Below are 16,315 nucleotides of genomic sequence, written 5' to 3'. Positions count from 1 at the left end.
TTAATTGTTATAACAAACTATTGCGTATGGTAAGAATATGTCTGATTTGGTCCCAACGCAAAAGGCCCATAATCTGTTGGTTATCAAGTAGGTTGTAAATATACACCGCACCGCTGCGTTTATCTTTTAGTAAGTCAAAAGCATCGGCTAATGTTGCTTGGCTACTAAGGCCGGCAAGGCTGACATATTTGATGTTACTTTCTTGGTCAGACATCAAACTTAAATCATATTCAGCAAGACGATAGCCATTCTCTTCATCATGAACAATCAGCGGGGTTTGGCTATCAAGGGCATCGAGCGATTCTTTAATTTGTTGTTTGTCGTCACTGTAAAGCAGTTTGAACTGCTCATCCATTTCATCCATCACGCCCACTTTTTGTAATGCTTCTGTGGCAGGCGATATTTGATACTCAAGCCCTTGGAAGTCAAGTTGCTGCATAAAAATAGAGCGGTTACCAAAAAACTGTAATGCTGTGACATAAGCCGTTGAGATCACCAACATGGCTGGCACAATGATCTCGGGGCTTGAGGTCAACTCCATAACCGTAGTGAGTGCAGCAAGTGGTGCGTGTAATGTAGCGGCCAATAACCCTGCCATGCCAAGCATGCTGTAGGTACCTGTGATATCTACTCCTGGGCTAATAAACTGCGCAAAGAAGGCCATTAAGGTGCCCATTAATACCCCAAGCCCAATAACAGGGCCGATGATCCCACCTGGAATACCTAAACCAATAGCAAATAAGGTGGCGAGTAATTTGGCAATCAAGATGGTTGTTAAAAACTGCACATCATCTGGTGATTCAATAGCAATAGTGATGGCGCTCATACCTGAACCCATTGCATGAGGAACCATATAAGCAATTAACCCTGCAATTAACCCTGCCAGTAATAGGCGAGGAAACATGCTAAGCGGTTTAAAAGTGCGGATTATAAGCATCAAGTTTTGGTTAAACGCATAGGCAACAGCCCCTAGTGCCATACCAAATATGATTAAAAATGGGTAATGCCAGCCACTCAATGGGTTCATGGTGATAAGCGCAAGCTCTGAAGCATCACCAAATACAAACTGAGTGGCTAAAGCACCAGTAACCGCAGCGAGCATAATGGGCACAAAAATATGCACTTTATATTCCCTAAGCACCACCTCCATAACAAAGATAACGGCTGCAAGTGGGGTGTTAAATGAGGCTGCAATTCCGGCTGCAACGCCACAACCGGTGAGGGTACGCATTGCATTGTGTGGAAGGTGTAGTTTATCGGCCAGTAAACTGGCACCTGTTGCACCCATATGTACCGACGGGCCTTCTCGGCCCACCGAAAAACCACTGATCAAGGCTAAAGCACCACCAACAAATTGGTTAACCGTGTTATAGAGTGGCATATGACCGTAGTATTTTTTTATTCGATGAATGACAAATGGAATACCAAGTCGATAATGTTTAAATCCAGTTGAAGCTGCAAAAAGAGCAATTAATAAGGCTGCGCCGACTGGTAATAAAACACGTTCAAGAGTAGGAAGCGTAGAAAAGTCATCAGGCTTTTCTAAGAATAAGCTCTGGAAAAACATGATCGTAAGGCGAAAGAATATGATCAGCACTGCCGCAATTAACCCTGCACTCACACCAAGTAAGCACAATTGCACAGATGTTTTAGGCTTTGCTAGTCGACGTCTTAGTCTCTCAAGCCACACGCATATTTCCTCACAGCACTTTTGAGCCGCAGTTTACCAAATCAAACTCACTAAGTCGTTGGCATTTTATATTTTTATCTTCTTTTTGGGAAAATCGAGCTGATTATAATATTTAATGACTGAGCCAAGGTTATGGTTGCATACTTATCACTGTCATAGGAGAGTTATGTTTTTGCTTGTACATGCGCTCATCAGCTTTATTTAATAAGTCGTCAAGTGATTTTGCATCATCAGGATATAAAGCATAACCAACACTTGCGCCTACATTTAAATAACCCACCTCAGATGCAATTGGCGTTGATATTGAGTTAATAAAACGTGTTAGAGCTCGCTCAATCTGATTTTGATTTTCTATATCAGTAATGACTATGACAAATTCATCACCCCCAATGCGTGCAACACAATCTGTTTTTCGGGCTGTTTCAAGTAACCGTTTAGCAATTTCAACAAGCACGAAATCACCAACTAAATGACCATGGGTGTCATTGATGGGCTTAAATTTGTCAAGGTCAAAGTATAAACAACCAACCTTACCACCTGTGCGTTCAACACGGTCAAACTCATGATTAATAAACTTACTTAAAGCGCTTCTGTTTGCAAGACCGGTAAGATGATCTGTTTGTGCCAACATTCGTATCTGTTGTTCAGCCAAAACCCGCTTGGTAATATCAAAATTGACGCCGATCATCCGTTTTCCGTAGATTCTTCCGTCGGCATTGATATAGCGAGTTCTGCCAGAAGATAAAACGATACGAAACTCAGCATGAAATTCTTCATTGTTTAGTATCGAAAGCTTGAGCTTATTTGTAACGTCCTCATAATCATCTGGGTGTAAGGTGCTCGCCCATGTTGAGTAATTGCCTTTAAAAGATGTTTTTGGAATTTCGAACAAGGTATGCATCCAGTCATCCCAGATTAATTCATTGGTTTCAAAGTTCCACTCCCAAATTCCAATGTGTGCTGCATCTGCAGCCATTGACATCCGTTGATGTAAGTTCTCAAGATCTGTTTTTGCTTGTTTTAATTCAGTAACATCTTCAGATACATCCAGTAAGTAGCGAGCTTTTCCTTGAGCGTCTCTAATTGCGAGCTTTCTGGTTCGAAGATAATGCGTTCGACCATTTATGGTCATAGGCTTCTCAGTTACAAAAAGTGTTTCGTTACTTTTTAGTACATCCCTATCTGTTTGAATAAAATTCACGGCGTCCTCATCGCTAAAAATATCAAAGTCATTTAAGCCAATGAGTTGCTCTTTAGTTTTACCTAAAAGTTGCTCACCTGCTTTATTGACATGGCTAAATGTTAGATGCTCGGCCTCTTTTACGAACAGCATAATAGGTAAGTTATCGAAAATTGTTTGTGTAAACGCTTCTTGGTTTTGAATGTCGCTTAGGTCTTTAATAGTTGCAACGTAAGAGCCCGCTTCTTTTTTGCCAATGGAGCTAATTGTGAGAGTGATAGGAAAGTAGCATTTATCTTTACGTAACCCCTTTAATAGGCGGCTCTTATTTGTACTCACGTTTTCTTTTTTTTGCTGTGGGTCGCAGAATATCTCATCTAACTGCGATGATTGTTTTGGGATTAAAGTGTGGATATGTTTACCGATTAGGTGGGTTGGTTCATAGCCAAAAACAGGAAGAACTGCTGGGTTAGCGAATTCAATTACTCCTACATTATTGAAGCTAATAACGACATCTTGAACTGTATTCAGCACTGCTTCAAGTTTGGCTGATAGTAAACTTCGTGCTCTAAGTTCGACAATTCCTAATACAAACAGACTTAGGGCTAATAAGACGGATATAATTAATTTTGCAAGCGCAGCGTTATCATGGCCAGATGTATAAATGGTATAATCAGTCTCAAATACAGTCATTGAAATCATACCAATGTAGTGCATGCTTGAAATAGCACTCCCCATAATGACTGCAACGAGAATGTTTATACGTGTTTGGTTTACCTCACGCTCATTTCTAAAATCATTAATCCATAGTGCAATGCCAGAAAGAACAATTGCGACTAAAATCGATAATGAAAATAACCAAGGTTCATAGGCCATGTGGGCTGGCATCATCATTGCCATCATGCCAATAAAGTGCATACAACCAATACCAGCCCCCATAAGTACACTTCGAAAAACTAGCCCTTTGCCACGCCCAATAGTGGGGGAAAGAACAATATAACTTGCAAAAACGCTTGGCAAAATAGAGATCAAAGTGACCGTGATGTTGTATTCAACAGCGATAGGAAGTTTATAGGCGAGCATACCTACAAAATGCATACCCCAGATACCAATACCTAAAAAGCACGATGCTAACAAAGTCCATACAAGGCTTTCATTTTTTAATTGAGAGCTTTTAATTTTTGCTGATAGTAAAAATGAAATGTAAGAAGCAAAGACCGCAGTAAGTACGGATAAGCAAACGAGTAAACTATCGTACTGCGCAGGGATTGTTTGCGAGCTAGTTAAGCTTGGACTAATGAAATGCAGCTTTAAATGATCTATCACTGTGATGGTCCCTCATCGCATAACTTTTACATGGGTAAAAAGTACTACAATTAAATGTTAGTTCAATGCGAATATGTTAGCCAATCCTATACTAAAATATTTTCAATGGGAGGCGATACTTGATTAAAATACTCGGGTATTAGATAATTGCGACCATTATAGGTTTTGAGGGTTTTGGTATGTCAGATGAGTTGCCAATCAAGTTCAGCGATGCAGCAGCTGTTCGCGTTAAACAGTTAATCGAGGAAGAAGAAAATCCTGATCTAAAGCTACGTGTATACGTTACAGGTGGTGGTTGCTCAGGTTTCCAATATGGTTTTACTTTTGATGAAAAAGCTAACCCTGGCGATTTAGAAATTGTTAAAAATGGTGTAACGCTAGTTGTTGACCCTATGAGTATTCAATACCTAGTTGATGGTACCGTTGATTACACAGAAGGCCTTGAAGGGGCTCGCTTTTTTGTGAATAACCCGAACGCAACTACAACCTGTGGTTGCGGAGCCAGCTTCAGCGTTTAATTATTTATGAAAGCCACTTGATGTGGCTTTTTTATTGCTTTAACTTCTCATAATATCCTGCCTCTGCTAAATTTTACGCATTATTAGAAGGAATTTTGCGTTGCCAAATATAACTACAACAATAGAAAAGAAACCCTATATTTTAGCTATCGCCATTGTTTTGGTGATTATATTGTGGATGCTATCCGGCGATAGCAAAGCAGATCAAAACGCGCAGCAAAGTAAAGAACAAGCCCAAGAGCGCTTGCCTAAAGTGCAGGTGATGTCATTAGTTGCTAAGAAAATAAATAAAAACCTGACCTTTTACGGTAAATCAGAGCCTGACAAAATCGCAAATATTAGCGCTAGGCAAGCAGGACAAGTACTCGAAATCTTGGTTGAAGAAGGTCAGTTTGTAAAACAAGAACAGGTTATTTTACGCCTCGATAAGTCTGATTTAGCCGCCCAAATTACATCAGCAGAAGCCTTAGTGGCACAGTATCAAACTGAATACGAAGGCGCCCTTAAGCTAAATCAGCAAGGTTTACAGAACAAAGTATTAACCATGCAAGCGCAAGCTATGTTGCAACAGGCTAAAGCAACCTTAGTTAGCCTTGAATTAAAACTAGAGCGCACTGAAGTACGCGCTGCTTTTGATGGCGTTATTAACAAACGTTTAGTCGAAATTGGTGATTATGTTGGCATAGGCGACCCTATTTTACAGCTCGCTGATTTAGACCCGTTAATTGTTAGAGCCGATGCAACCCAAAAAGAAGTGCAAGGCTTAGAAGTCGGGCAAGCTACTTTTGCTCATGTTTTAAATGACAAAACCTATCCTGGTCGTATTCGTTATATTGCATCTGTTGCTGATGACAGCACGAATACATTTCGCATCGAAGCGGCGTTTGAAAACCCAGGAATGAAATATAAAGCAGGTTTTTCGACTCAGCTTAATATTGAGTTGCCAACTGAGCCTGCAATGTTATTAAGCCCAGCTTTTATGGCCCTTGATGAGCAAGGTAATATCGGCGTAAAAGTCGTGAATGACGATAATATTGTTGAGTTTAAACCGGTGAATCTGGCTAAAAGTACCGAGCAGGGGGTTTGGCTTTGGGGTTTAGGCGAACAAGCAAATGTCATTACCCTTGGTCAAGGTTTTGTGCGTGCCGGTGATAAAGTTGAGCCCGTGTTTACTGAAGCTACGAGCAACTAAGTATGAAAAACTTAATCGAAGCGTCGTTGACTCACACGCGTACAGTTTTATCTATTTTCATCTTGTTGCTGATCTCGGGGTGGGTGACATATCAAACCATCCCTAAAGAAGCGAATCCTGATGTCACCATTCCTTTTATTTATGTGTCGATTATTCATGACGGTATTTCCCCTGAAGATGCTGAGCGGCTATTAGTTAGGCCAATGGAGATTGAGCTCCGCTCGATTGAAGGCGTAAAAGAAATGTCAGCGGTGGCAAGTGAAGGGCATGCCTCTGTGACCCTTGAATTTATCGCGGGTATGGATCCCAAAGAAGCCTTAGCTGATGTGCGAGATAAAGTCAGCTTAGCTAAGGCGAAACTGCCTTCTGAATCAGAAGAACCAGAAGTTCATGAAATCTTGATGGAAGACGAGCAACCGACTATTACATTAACCTTATCCGGTGATGCGCCAGAGCGAGGTTTGTTAACCCTTGCTCGTAATCTTAAAGATGAACTAGAAAGCATTTCTAGCGTATTAGAAGTTGATGTAGGTGGTGATCGCGAGGACATGGTCGAAATTGAGGTCGATCCACTGGCGATGATTTCTTATGGCTTAGAACCGAGTGACATCATTCAACTGCTATCAAATAACAACCGCTTAGTTGCTGCAGGTACACTTGATACTGGTAAAGGACGCTTTGCTGTAAAAATCCCATCCGTGTTTGAGACGATTCAGGATGTCATGGAGCAACCCGTGAAAGTCGTTGGCGATAGGGTGGTACGTTTTATGGACGTAGCAAAAATTCGTCGAGCGTATAAAGACCCAACCTCAATCGCACGTATTAATGGCCGCCATGCGGTTTCGCTGGAAGTAAAAAAACGTGCTGGTGAAAATATTATTGATACGGTCGAACAAGTGAAGCAAGTGGTCAATGAGGCCAAGAAAATATGGCCTGATCATATACGCGTTGATTACACCGGCGACATGTCAAAAGACGTAAAGATGATGCTTTCTGATCTGCAAAATAATGTGCTGTCTGCTGTATTATTGGTGGTTATCGTTATTGTGGCGGTACTTGGTGCGCGCACGGCATTTTTAGTGGGTATTGCCATTCCCGGTTCATTCTTAACGGGGATTTTAGTGATCTCTGTGTTTGGTTTAACGGTGAATATCGTGGTGCTCTTTGCGCTCATCATGGCTGTCGGTATGCTGGTGGATGGCGCAATTGTTGTTAGTGAGTTTGCTGATAGAGCAATGAGTGAAGGCAAACCGCGCAAGGTTGCATATAAACTGGCTGCAGAACGAATGGCATGGCCAATTATCGCCTCTACGGCAACAACATTAGCGGCCTTTGCCCCGCTGATATTTTGGCCGGGAATGATGGGCGAGTTTATGAAATACTTGCCGATTACACTTATTGCTACTTTGTCTGCGTCATTACTTATGGCACTGGTGTTTGTACCAACTATTGGTGGACTAATAGGTAAATCAAGGCCGCTTTCTGAGCAGCAAAAACATGATTTAGAGTTAGCAGAGTCTGGCGATTTAACACAAATTAAAGGGATGCTAGGGCGTTATATTCGAGTACTTGATTATGCAACAGAGCGTCCTTGGTGGAGCCTTGCTGCTGCAATCGTGTTTTCTATTATGGTGTTTTTTGCCTTTGCTATTTCTAACCTTGGCGTTGAGTTCTTTCCTGATGTTGAGCCAAATGGCGTCAATATCAAAGTACGTTCTTACAGTGACTTATCCATCTTTGAAAAAGACGTGATCATGAAAGATATTGAGTCGCGCATCCTAAAAGTGGAAGGTATAAAAACTCTGTATGCCCGTACTGGTGGTAAAGATCAAGTAGGCACGTTTAGAATGAATCTAAAAGATTGGGATGAGCGTCCGCCCGCAGAAGATATTATCAGCCAAGTTAACGAAATCACGGCAAGTTATGCCGGTGTAGAAATTGAACTTCGTAAAGATGAAAACGGCCCAGGTGGTGGTAAAGCGCTAAGCATTGAGCTGAGCTCTCGGTTTGTTGATGTGCTTAACAGTGAAGCTAAGCGAGTAAGGCAAGCTATCGAGAATGATGGCGCGTTTCGAAATGTTGATGACAGTGCTTCAAAACCGGGCATTGAGTGGCAACTTAAATTGAATCGTTCTGATGCCGCTCGTTTTGGTGCCGATGCCAGTATGTTAGGGGCAAATGTTCAGCTTATTACCAATGGCTTGAAATTAGGGGAATACCGTCCAGATGATGTGGATGACGAGATTGATATTCGCGTACGTTTCCCCCATGACAAACGTGATTTAGGACGTCTTGAAACGTTACGTGTAAAAACCATGCACGGGCAAGTGCCAATTAGTCACTTTGTTGAGCGTCAAGCAGCGCCTAAAGTCGATACTATCCGTCGTGTAGATTCTCAGCGCGTTGTTACCGTTAATGCAGACATGAAGCCGGGTGAACAACTTGCCAAGGCATTGCCGCGCTTACAAGCGCAATTAGAAGAGCAAGGATTAGACCCTCGCGTGAAAATTAAAGTGCGTGGTGAAACTGAAGATCAAGATGAATCAGAAGCCTTTCTTGAGCAGGCTTTTGTGGTTGCTCTATTTGTGATGGGTATCATTTTGGTGACGCAATTTAATAGCTTTTATCAAGCATTTTTGATTTTAAGTGCTGTGCTATTTTCAACTGTGGGTGTGTTCTTAGGTTTAATCGTATTACAGCAACCGTTTGGTATTGTGATGTCAGGTATTGGGGTTATTTCGCTTGCAGGTATTGTGGTTAATAACAATATAGTATTGATTGATACCTATAATGTTTTACGAAGCCAAGGTCTGGCTGCCAAAGATGCGATTTTGCGAACCGGTGCACAGCGTTTGCGTCCGGTATTGCTAACGACTGTTACCACCATTTTGGGATTGATGCCAATGGTACTCCAAGTGAATATTGATTTATTTAACCGTCACATTGATTTTGGTGCGCCATCTACTCAGTGGTGGGTGCAATTGGCAACAGCCGTTGCGGGTGGTTTAACATTTGCCACGGTGTTGACACTTGTGCTTACACCGTGTTTGTTAATGCTGCGAGATCGTCGTAGATAGTAATAGGTAAATTCGTTACCGATTAATTAAAAATGAGTGACCCTAGTGTTGGGTCACTTTAATCATCAGTAAAAAGAAGCCTAAAACTAACGCTGATGCGACCAAAATGTATACAAAGCCATTTTTACCTTGCTTAATTGGTACTCGATTGTGTTTTAAAAATAGGTACCATGCTACACACAGTACAATTGGCAACAAAAATAATATACGAAACATTTCTTAGCCTTTTTCAGTATTTACGTACACTTTAAGCATAAATATGCAGAATTTAAAGCGATACTTTCATCTTGTTTGACTTCCAATTGATCAATTTTTTGGTACAGTTAACCAGTTAACTATAGAGCACATGCTTTAATTTTAGCTACACTAAGACATGTATACTAATAAGGTCCATACCTAAAAAGTGGACATTTGTATAATTAATAATTCAAAGTGAAAATTATTAGTATATAATGTATCCAAGAGTGAGACGGGCAAATTTCACTCTTAAGTTTATTAATTTAAATCATCTAGTAGGAGATGTATTTTATGATGGGTAAAACAGTTTCTTCTGAAGAAAACTCGAAATTAACGAAATGGCTTAAAACTAAACGCCACGAGAAAGGTCACACAATGCGTAGCCTTGCGCAGGTTTTAGGTACGCCGCATTCTTTTATCGGTAAAATTGAAAACCAAGAACGTCGACTAGATGTTATTGAGTTCATACGTTATTGTGATGCTTTAGAAGTTGACCCGTACGAAGGTCTTAATTTACTAAAAGACGCATAATTTTTTAGTGCTTTGTGGTGAAATAACACTGCTAAAGTAATACAAATAGTGCAGGGAGGCGCTATTAAAATTTCACCATTTATCTCTCCTCTAAAATTACTTTCGTATCTAACTTGTTAAATCCCTTTGATGATAGTTGTTTTCTAGTGCATAAAGCTTATGCCTAATTAAAAATAAGAAAATTAATGAAGGTAAAACCATAAGTGCTGTCAGTACAAAGAACATCGCCCAATTTCCTCCTAACCAGTCATCAATGACCACGCCGCTATAACTTGAAAGTAAAGTTCTACCTAAATTACCTAATGATGCAAGTAGCGCATAGTGAGTGGCACTAAATGCTCGGTCGCAAAGCATAGATATAAACGCCACCATGGCAACGAGAGACCAAGCCTGTGTAAAACCATCAATAATGATTGCAAACGCGTAAAGGCTCAATTTAGGGCCTGCTATAGCAATCCAAGCGAAGGCGAGATTTGAGGCTGCCATCGCAATACCACTAATAAATAAGCCTTTAACAATGCCATATCGTTGGTTAAACAAACTACCTAGAAAGGTGAAAGCGATAGTAAGTACTGCCGTACCTACTTTTGAGAAGGTAGCAATATCGCTATTCGAGAAGCCCACTTCTTTATAAAACACGATAGACATTCGCCCTAAGAAGGCCTCGCCGATTTTAAATAAGAAAATAAAAGCTAATAAAGCCAATGCTGTTTTTACCCCGTTACGGGCGAAGAAGGTTCTAAAAGGATCAAAAACGGTTACAGCAAGCCATGCAATAACTTTAGCAAAGCGAGTTTGCGTACTACCAGCCAGCTTTTGTTGATAGGTTTGCTCAAGCTCTGCTTGAACTGCATCGCGATTTGATTCTGGTTCTTTAGCCCAAAATACGCTGCTCATTAATAGCAGCATCACGACAGATAGGAAAAAGTAAACTTGTGGCCAATCAATTGAAGGAATGTCGGCCATATAAAACGGTAGGGCGCCTAATAGAGCATAGCCGCTCCACCAACCTGAGGTTGCCATTGCTGCCGCTGCGGTGGCTTTATGGCTCTCATTTTCTGCCAAAGTGTCGATACGAAATGCATCAATAGCAATGTCTTGAGTTGCAGATGCTATTGCAATCACTAAACACAGTGCGGCAGCAAACCAAAGGTTGGCTTTGATATCGAGCCCTGCAAGCGAAAAGGTTCCAATAAAAATGACTGACTGGCAGAGTAAAATCCAGCTACGGCGCTGGCCTAGCCAGTTAAATAAAAAGGGTAACTTTACACGGTCAACGAGCGGTGACCATAAAAAGTTAATGCTATATGCACCAAACACGATGCCAAACAACCCAATCATGCTGCGGCTTAGGCCTTCATCTTTTAGCCAGGCCGACATGACAGAGCCAATCAATACCCACGGAAAGCCGCTGCTAATACCAAAAATAAAAATATTAATTAAACGTTTATCTTTGAAGTATGAGAAATACTCTGAAAAAGAAAGGGTTTTTGTCATAGTGTTGCCAGTTTAAGGGGCGTGCGCCCCTATTTATTATTGATTAGCGTCAAGCACTTTTACGTTTAAGATAACAACAGGATCTTTGGGTACAAAGCTGTAACCAATTTTTTCATTGAAAGCAGTTTCGACACGCATGATTTTGTCTAGAGTTTCGTAGCCATCCATGACCATACCAAATACAGCAAAGCCCCAATCACGACCTGGATTAAGATGGTCGTTGTCGTCCATATTAAAGAAGAATTGACGCGTACCTGAGTGTGGTTTACGGTCTTGATATGCCATTGCGATACTATACATATCGTTTTTTAACCCGTTGCCACTTTCATTGAAAATAGGTTCACCTTCGTACAGACCATCGTAGTCTTTATCGTAACCACCGCCTTGAATTACAAAATCACGTTCGTTGTCTTCATCACGTTCAACACGGTGAAATACACTACCTTGATAGCTACCATCGGCAACGTAAGTTAGAAAGTTATTTACTGTGATTGGTGCGCGTGAACGATCCATTTCGACCACAATACTGCCAAGCGTAGTGACAATTTCTACGCGTGGAAACATATTGTCTTTTTGAATAAACTTACCTTCAGTCGCTGCGAATGAACTGTGAGCAAAAAACAATAAAAAACTAAGTAATAAAATGCGTTTCATGGTTAACCTTCTAAATAGGCGATTAATTCTGGGTCAGATACAATGCGTGTTATAACCTGTTCAGTCAACTTATTAAGTTGACCTTCTATTTTTGCACGGTCATGACTGAGTGGTCCTTCAAGATTTGCGTTGCCGCGGTATATCTTACTAAAGTTACTTGTACTTTTAATCACTCTTAAACCAAACTCCACATTTGCAGCACTACTGTGCGTCATCATCTTTTCGGTGACAGTTGCTTGCAACTTATGAATATCTAATTCAAAACGTGTAGTTGCTAAGTTTGAAATGTTTGCACCATTTCGGCTCAGAGCACTGTCTAAGGCACTTTTCACAGAATCAGCTATTCCAGGGCTTGCAAGCGTTTTTACTTTGTCTGAACCAATGATTTTAAGAGTCACATTGTCACCACGTAAGTCAATTACGCTGGTGCTAACATTACTGTTAATAGTTGAAATTTTCCCGCCTTGATAAACGGGGTTCAAAATTAACTGATTTGGCTGATTGCTACACGCAGATAGGGCGGCTAGCAAGCATAAAGGAAGTATTTTTTTCATTTAGTTAGCTCCATTAATTATTCTTTGTAGCACTTAGTACGACAAACTTTTTATTAGATCCTAATAGCTTACAATTGCCGAACATGCGTTTTAACTTTTCATGATAGTCTAGATGACGATTACCAATAATTCTTAATTCACCACCGTGCTTTAATGTTTGTTTTGCCTGTTTGAACATTTGCCAAGCGATATGATCGGTGACCGCTTGCGCTTGGTGGAATGGTGGGTTACATAAAACAAGGTCAACACTGTCAGGTTGAAAATCGGTTAAACAGTCGTTTTGAACAAACTCACACTGGTCTAATTGCTCAGGTAAATTGTGAGTTATGTTCAATTTGGCAGATTCAACGGCCATGTAGGACTCATCAACGAAGGTTACATGGGCTTTAGGGCAACGTTTGAGAGTCATCAACCCAACAACGCCATTACCACAGCCTAAATCAATGATGCTGCGGGCTTTACTTGTTTGTGGCAAATAGTTAAAGAAAAAGCGCGCGCCGATATCTAATGAGTCCCGAGAAAATACATTGGCATGATTTTGAATTTCAAATTCACTGCCTTCAAGTGGCCAGTTAACAGGAAAGGGGGCTACTTTATTAAGACCACTGGTTTTACTGATAATTAAACGGGACTTTTTAACCGCTAAGCTGGTTGATGTTTCACCGATATACTGACTAAAAGCCTTTATAGTTGAGTTATGAATGTCTTTCGTTTTACCCGCTGCAATGACGTCGATATCGGCAGGTAAAGCCGTACTGATTGCGGCAAGTTGATGCTGAAGATAGCCTAAATTGCGTGGCACTTTTAATATCACTAAATCAACCTGATTAGGTAACGCAGCTAAAGAGTTCAACTGTGTTAGTGATTCGCTCGATAGCTCATTGACTTGTAAATTATAACGGGTAGCTTGATGACCAATATACGAGTCGTTAACTGAATAAACTGTTAACGTATTAAAGGCACAGGCTAAAGCGCCAAAGCTGTCATTGAGTATCAGGATTGAATTTGCATCTGGGTAGTGCTCTTGTACATAATTGACAAGATATTCATCGCCAGAGTCCCATGCTTGAAGACTGCGATTTTTTTGATCTAACGGAAAGCGTTCTAGGGTATAGGTGTTATCACCGAGCTGTGCTTGGGTGGTCATCATGATTTTACGAAAGTATTAATGTATAGGTAAATTCTAACATGCAACAGCCAAACGCCAACCCTAATCATCTACCTGATGGGTTTTCTTACCAAGCCAATACATTGAGTGCGCAAAAAAGCCTCGAATTATTTTACTTTCTTCAGCAGCAGCTCAATTGGCAGCAACCGGCTATAAAAGTGTACGGAAAAAGCCATGTGATCCCGCGTTTGCAATGCTTTATTGCTGATCAGAACGTAAATTATGGTTACTCGGGTTCAAAATTAATCGTTGAGCCTTGGCCTGAGGTACTTGATGCTATGCGTGTACGCTTATCAAGAACTTTGCAGATACCATTTAATGCGCTTTTAGTTAATTTGTATCGAGATGGTCATGATTGTATGGGCTGGCATAGTGACGATGAGAAAGAACTTGGTGAGCAACCAACAATCGCGTCTGTATCACTAGGGGCCGAACGTGTATTTAAAATAAGGCACAAATATAAAAATGAACAATATAGCATTGTGCTGCAAAGTGGTAGCTGTTTAATCATGAATGGTTTTAGCCAGCGCGATTACCAGCATAGTTTGCCGAAGCAGCAAAGACTCAAACACCCTCGAATTAATCTTACCTTTCGTTCAATTATATAAAATCATTGGCAAAATGAGCCATGCCCTTGATATAGTAGCTGGCAATTATTTTCTTATGAAAGGTCTATGACACATGTCAATGCAACAACAAATTGAGCAAAAGCTTGCTGCGGGTATCGAATGTAAACACCTGAATGTTGTCAATGAAAGCCATATGCATAGTCGTGGAACTGAGTCGCATTTTAAAGTGGTGGTTGTGAGTGAAGAATTTGCAGGTAAACGTTTACTTGCCCGTCACCGTCAAATTAATGAGCTATTAAAAGATGAATTAGCAAATCACATTCATGCATTAGCGATTCACACATTTACTCCCGAAGAGTTCAGTGAACAACATGGACAGGCACCTGAATCACCAAAGTGCTTAGGCGGCTCAAAGTTCGACTAAATTAGCAGGACAGTCACTCAAAGTTAGAAAGACAGTCCCTCAAAGTTAGAAGGACAGTCACTCAAAGTTAGAAGGACAGTCACCTAAAGTTAGAAGGACAGTCACTCTAGACTGCTGGTTACTTGGGTGTTTTAAGCTCGAAAAATTTACGTGGGTCTGAAAAGTTTTACTGATCAGACCTGTATTTTAACTATTAGCCTTTAAACTAGCGCTAATTTTTATTGTGATAGATATAGGATGATCAATGGTCATTAAGCCGAAAATTCGTGGATTTATCTGCACTAACGCGCATCCAGTAGGGTGTGCTGAGCACGTACAAGAACAAATTAATTATGTGAAAGCGCAAGGACCACTGAGCAATGCACCTAAGAATGTATTAGTGATAGGTGCGTCTACAGGTTACGGCCTAGCATCACGTATCACGGCTGCATTTGGTGGCGGTGCTAAAACGTTAGGTATTTTCTTTGAAAAAGAAGGTAGCGAACGCAAAACGGGTTCTGCAGGTTGGTACAACACAGCAGCATTCCAAGCAGCCGCTGAAGAAGCTGGTTTATGGTCTAAAAATATCAATGGCGACGCGTTTTCTAACGAAATTAAGCAAAAAGCAATTGATACTATCAAAGCTGATCTAGGTAAAATTGATTTAGTTGTTTACAGCCTTGCTTCACCTCGTCGTACTGATCCAAATACAGGTGAGACTTACTCATCTACGCTTAAGCCTATTGGCTCAGATATCACTACGAAGAACCTAAACACTTCAAAGCGTGTGATTGATGAAGTAACGGTTGAAGCAGCAAGCCAAGAAGACATCGACAATACAATTAAAGTAATGGGCGGTGAAGATTGGGAAATGTGGATTGACGCATTAAAAGAAGCAGATGTACTTGCTGATAACTTCAAAACGACTGCTTACACTTATATAGGTAAAGAGTTAACGTGGCCAATTTACGGTCATGCGACAATTGGTAAAGCGAAAGAAGATCTTGACCGTGCAACTCAAGCAATCAAAGAGTCTACAAAAGACTTAAATGGTGAAGCGTATGTTTCTTCATTAAATGCGGTTGTGACACAAGCAAGCTCGGCAATTCCAATTATGCCTTTATATATCTCTGCTTTATTCAAAGTAATGAAAGCAGACGGTACTTACGAAGGTACCATTGAGCAAATTCACTCACTATTTACTGAAAACCTTTACGGTGAAACACCACGTTTTGACGAAGGTGGTCATTTATTCCAAAACTACAAAGAGTTAGAAGATGATGTTCAAGCTCGTGTACAACATGTTTGGGATACAGTGGATACAGATACAATTGACGAATTAACGGATTACGTGGGTTACCATAATGAGTTTTTACGTTTATTCGGTTTTGGTATCGAGAGTGTAGATTACGAGCAAGATGTGAATCCTGATGTTGCGATTTCACAGCTGATCGATTAATCGCTGAACAAACTTGATTTTGTAAAGTCGCTTTTTTAAGCGACTTTTTTGTTTCTGGATGAAAATAAAACATCATCAATAGCACTTTGGTCTATATTGAATTTTATTCAAAAGGTTTTTGTAGTCTAAATAACCGTATCTGTCGTATAAATTTCATATTTGCTCTCGCATAGTCACCCTGATTGATGTTAAAATTCGGGCAATATATGTGAGGAGTTTACTGCGTTGCTTGTTTGGGGTGTTAAACAGGCTATTCTTTG

14 protein-coding genes are annotated in these 16,315 nt (G+C 40.6%); 7 read left to right on the top strand and 7 right to left on the bottom strand.

Going from position 1 to position 16,315, the window contains the following annotated elements:
- Positions 1–7: 7 nt before the first annotated feature.
- Both NO991_RS16980 and NO991_RS16975 read right to left on the bottom strand, forming a co-directional pair.
- Positions 8–1,690, bottom strand: a complete 1,683-nt coding sequence (locus NO991_RS16980) for a chloride channel protein (RefSeq protein WP_138601775.1) — start codon at positions 1,688–1,690, stop codon at positions 8–10.
- Between the two features lie 130 nt (positions 1,691–1,820).
- Entirely contained in the window at positions 1,821–4,196 is a 2,376-nt protein-coding gene (locus NO991_RS16975; RefSeq protein ID WP_199529508.1) for a diguanylate cyclase domain-containing protein, read from the bottom strand.
- Positions 4,197–4,375: 179 nt separating this feature from the next.
- Here NO991_RS16975 and erpA point away from each other — a divergent pair, with 179 nt between their 5' ends.
- The 3 genes from erpA to NO991_RS16960 all read left to right on the top strand — a co-directional run bounded on the left by erpA (position 4,376) and on the right by NO991_RS16960 (position 8,983).
- Positions 4,376–4,714, top strand: coding sequence for an iron-sulfur cluster insertion protein ErpA (gene erpA, locus NO991_RS16970; protein WP_036966451.1), 339 nt, complete (start codon positions 4,376–4,378; stop codon positions 4,712–4,714).
- Positions 4,715–4,814: 100 nt separating this feature from the next.
- Positions 4,815–5,906, top strand: a complete 1,092-nt coding sequence (locus tag NO991_RS16965) for an efflux RND transporter periplasmic adaptor subunit (protein WP_300362851.1) — start codon at positions 4,815–4,817, stop codon at positions 5,904–5,906.
- Between the two features lie 2 nt (positions 5,907–5,908).
- Positions 5,909–8,983 carry an efflux RND transporter permease subunit gene (locus NO991_RS16960; protein WP_371352221.1) on the top strand — a complete coding sequence of 1,025 codons (3,075 nt, stop codon included), beginning with the start codon at positions 5,909–5,911 and terminating at the stop codon, positions 8,981–8,983.
- A 42-nt stretch (positions 8,984–9,025) separates the two neighbouring features.
- On the opposite strand, the gene NO991_RS16955 is transcribed toward NO991_RS16960, so the two are convergent.
- Positions 9,026–9,199, bottom strand: coding sequence for a hypothetical protein (locus NO991_RS16955; protein WP_171043836.1), 174 nt, complete (start codon positions 9,197–9,199; stop codon positions 9,026–9,028).
- 312 nt (positions 9,200–9,511) lie between these two features.
- Between NO991_RS16955 and NO991_RS16950 the strand changes: the two genes are divergently transcribed.
- Entirely contained in the window at positions 9,512–9,751 is a 240-nt protein-coding gene (locus NO991_RS16950) for a helix-turn-helix domain-containing protein (protein ID WP_054554271.1), read from the top strand.
- A gap of 108 nt (positions 9,752–9,859) precedes the next feature.
- Here the strand turns inward: NO991_RS16950 and NO991_RS16945 are convergent, their stop codons facing one another.
- From NO991_RS16945 to NO991_RS16930, 4 genes are read right to left on the bottom strand one after another with little or no spacing between them, the layout of a single operon-like run.
- Complete coding sequence (locus NO991_RS16945) at positions 9,860–11,248, bottom strand: MFS transporter (protein ID WP_235372642.1); 1,389 nt, start codon at positions 11,246–11,248, stop codon at positions 9,860–9,862.
- A gap of 36 nt (positions 11,249–11,284) precedes the next feature.
- Positions 11,285–11,902 (bottom strand): peptidylprolyl isomerase, encoded by a 618-nt coding sequence (locus tag NO991_RS16940; RefSeq protein ID WP_300363185.1) that lies wholly within the window; start codon positions 11,900–11,902, stop codon positions 11,285–11,287.
- Positions 11,903–11,904: 2 nt separating this feature from the next.
- Positions 11,905–12,456, bottom strand: coding sequence for a YajG family lipoprotein (locus tag NO991_RS16935; protein WP_054554274.1), 552 nt, complete (start codon positions 12,454–12,456; stop codon positions 11,905–11,907).
- A 13-nt stretch (positions 12,457–12,469) separates the two neighbouring features.
- Positions 12,470–13,603: a methyltransferase gene (locus tag NO991_RS16930; protein ID WP_194442632.1), complete on the bottom strand. Its 1,134-nt coding sequence runs from the start codon at positions 13,601–13,603 to the stop codon at positions 12,470–12,472.
- 41 nt (positions 13,604–13,644) lie between these two features.
- Here NO991_RS16930 and NO991_RS16925 point away from each other — a divergent pair, with 41 nt between their 5' ends.
- The 3 genes from NO991_RS16925 to fabV all read left to right on the top strand — a co-directional run bounded on the left by NO991_RS16925 (position 13,645) and on the right by fabV (position 16,055).
- Positions 13,645–14,232 carry an alpha-ketoglutarate-dependent dioxygenase AlkB gene (locus NO991_RS16925; protein ID WP_300361420.1) on the top strand — a complete coding sequence of 196 codons (588 nt, stop codon included), beginning with the start codon at positions 13,645–13,647 and terminating at the stop codon, positions 14,230–14,232.
- A gap of 73 nt (positions 14,233–14,305) precedes the next feature.
- Positions 14,306–14,617: a BolA family transcriptional regulator gene (locus tag NO991_RS16920; protein ID WP_054554277.1), complete on the top strand. Its 312-nt coding sequence runs from the start codon at positions 14,306–14,308 to the stop codon at positions 14,615–14,617.
- 244 nt (positions 14,618–14,861) lie between these two features.
- Complete coding sequence (gene fabV / locus NO991_RS16915; RefSeq protein WP_166341839.1) at positions 14,862–16,055, top strand: enoyl-ACP reductase FabV; 1,194 nt, start codon at positions 14,862–14,864, stop codon at positions 16,053–16,055.
- Positions 16,056–16,315 lie beyond the last annotated feature (260 nt).

The organism is Pseudoalteromonas sp. DY56-GL22 (assembly GCF_041414715.1).
Classification (GTDB): Bacteria; Pseudomonadota; Gammaproteobacteria; order Enterobacterales; family Alteromonadaceae; genus Pseudoalteromonas; species Pseudoalteromonas simplex.
Note: the sequence above shows the minus strand (reverse complement) of the source record. Positions and strands in the feature narration are given on the sequence as shown.

Bases quoted from the DNA above. Each gene is read 5' to 3' on its own strand.
- erpA (WP_036966451.1), top strand. From the start codon at position 4,376: ATGTCAGATGAGTTGCCAATCAAGTTCAGCGATGCAGCAGCTGTTCGC.
- NO991_RS16960 (WP_371352221.1), top strand. From the start codon at position 5,909: ATGAAAAACTTAATCGAAGCGTCGTTGACTCACACGCGTACAGTTTTA.
- NO991_RS16955 (WP_171043836.1), bottom strand. From the start codon at position 9,199: ATGTTTCGTATATTATTTTTGTTGCCAATTGTACTGTGTGTAGCATGG.
- NO991_RS16950 (WP_054554271.1), top strand. From the start codon at position 9,512: ATGATGGGTAAAACAGTTTCTTCTGAAGAAAACTCGAAATTAACGAAA.
- NO991_RS16945 (WP_235372642.1), bottom strand. From the start codon at position 11,248: ATGACAAAAACCCTTTCTTTTTCAGAGTATTTCTCATACTTCAAAGAT.
- NO991_RS16940 (WP_300363185.1), bottom strand. From the start codon at position 11,902: ATGAAACGCATTTTATTACTTAGTTTTTTATTGTTTTTTGCTCACAGT.
- NO991_RS16935 (WP_054554274.1), bottom strand. From the start codon at position 12,456: ATGAAAAAAATACTTCCTTTATGCTTGCTAGCCGCCCTATCTGCGTGT.
- NO991_RS16930 (WP_194442632.1), bottom strand. From the start codon at position 13,603: ATGACCACCCAAGCACAGCTCGGTGATAACACCTATACCCTAGAACGC.
- NO991_RS16925 (WP_300361420.1), top strand. From the start codon at position 13,645: ATGCAACAGCCAAACGCCAACCCTAATCATCTACCTGATGGGTTTTCT.
- NO991_RS16920 (WP_054554277.1), top strand. From the start codon at position 14,306: ATGTCAATGCAACAACAAATTGAGCAAAAGCTTGCTGCGGGTATCGAA.
- fabV (WP_166341839.1), top strand. From the start codon at position 14,862: ATGGTCATTAAGCCGAAAATTCGTGGATTTATCTGCACTAACGCGCAT.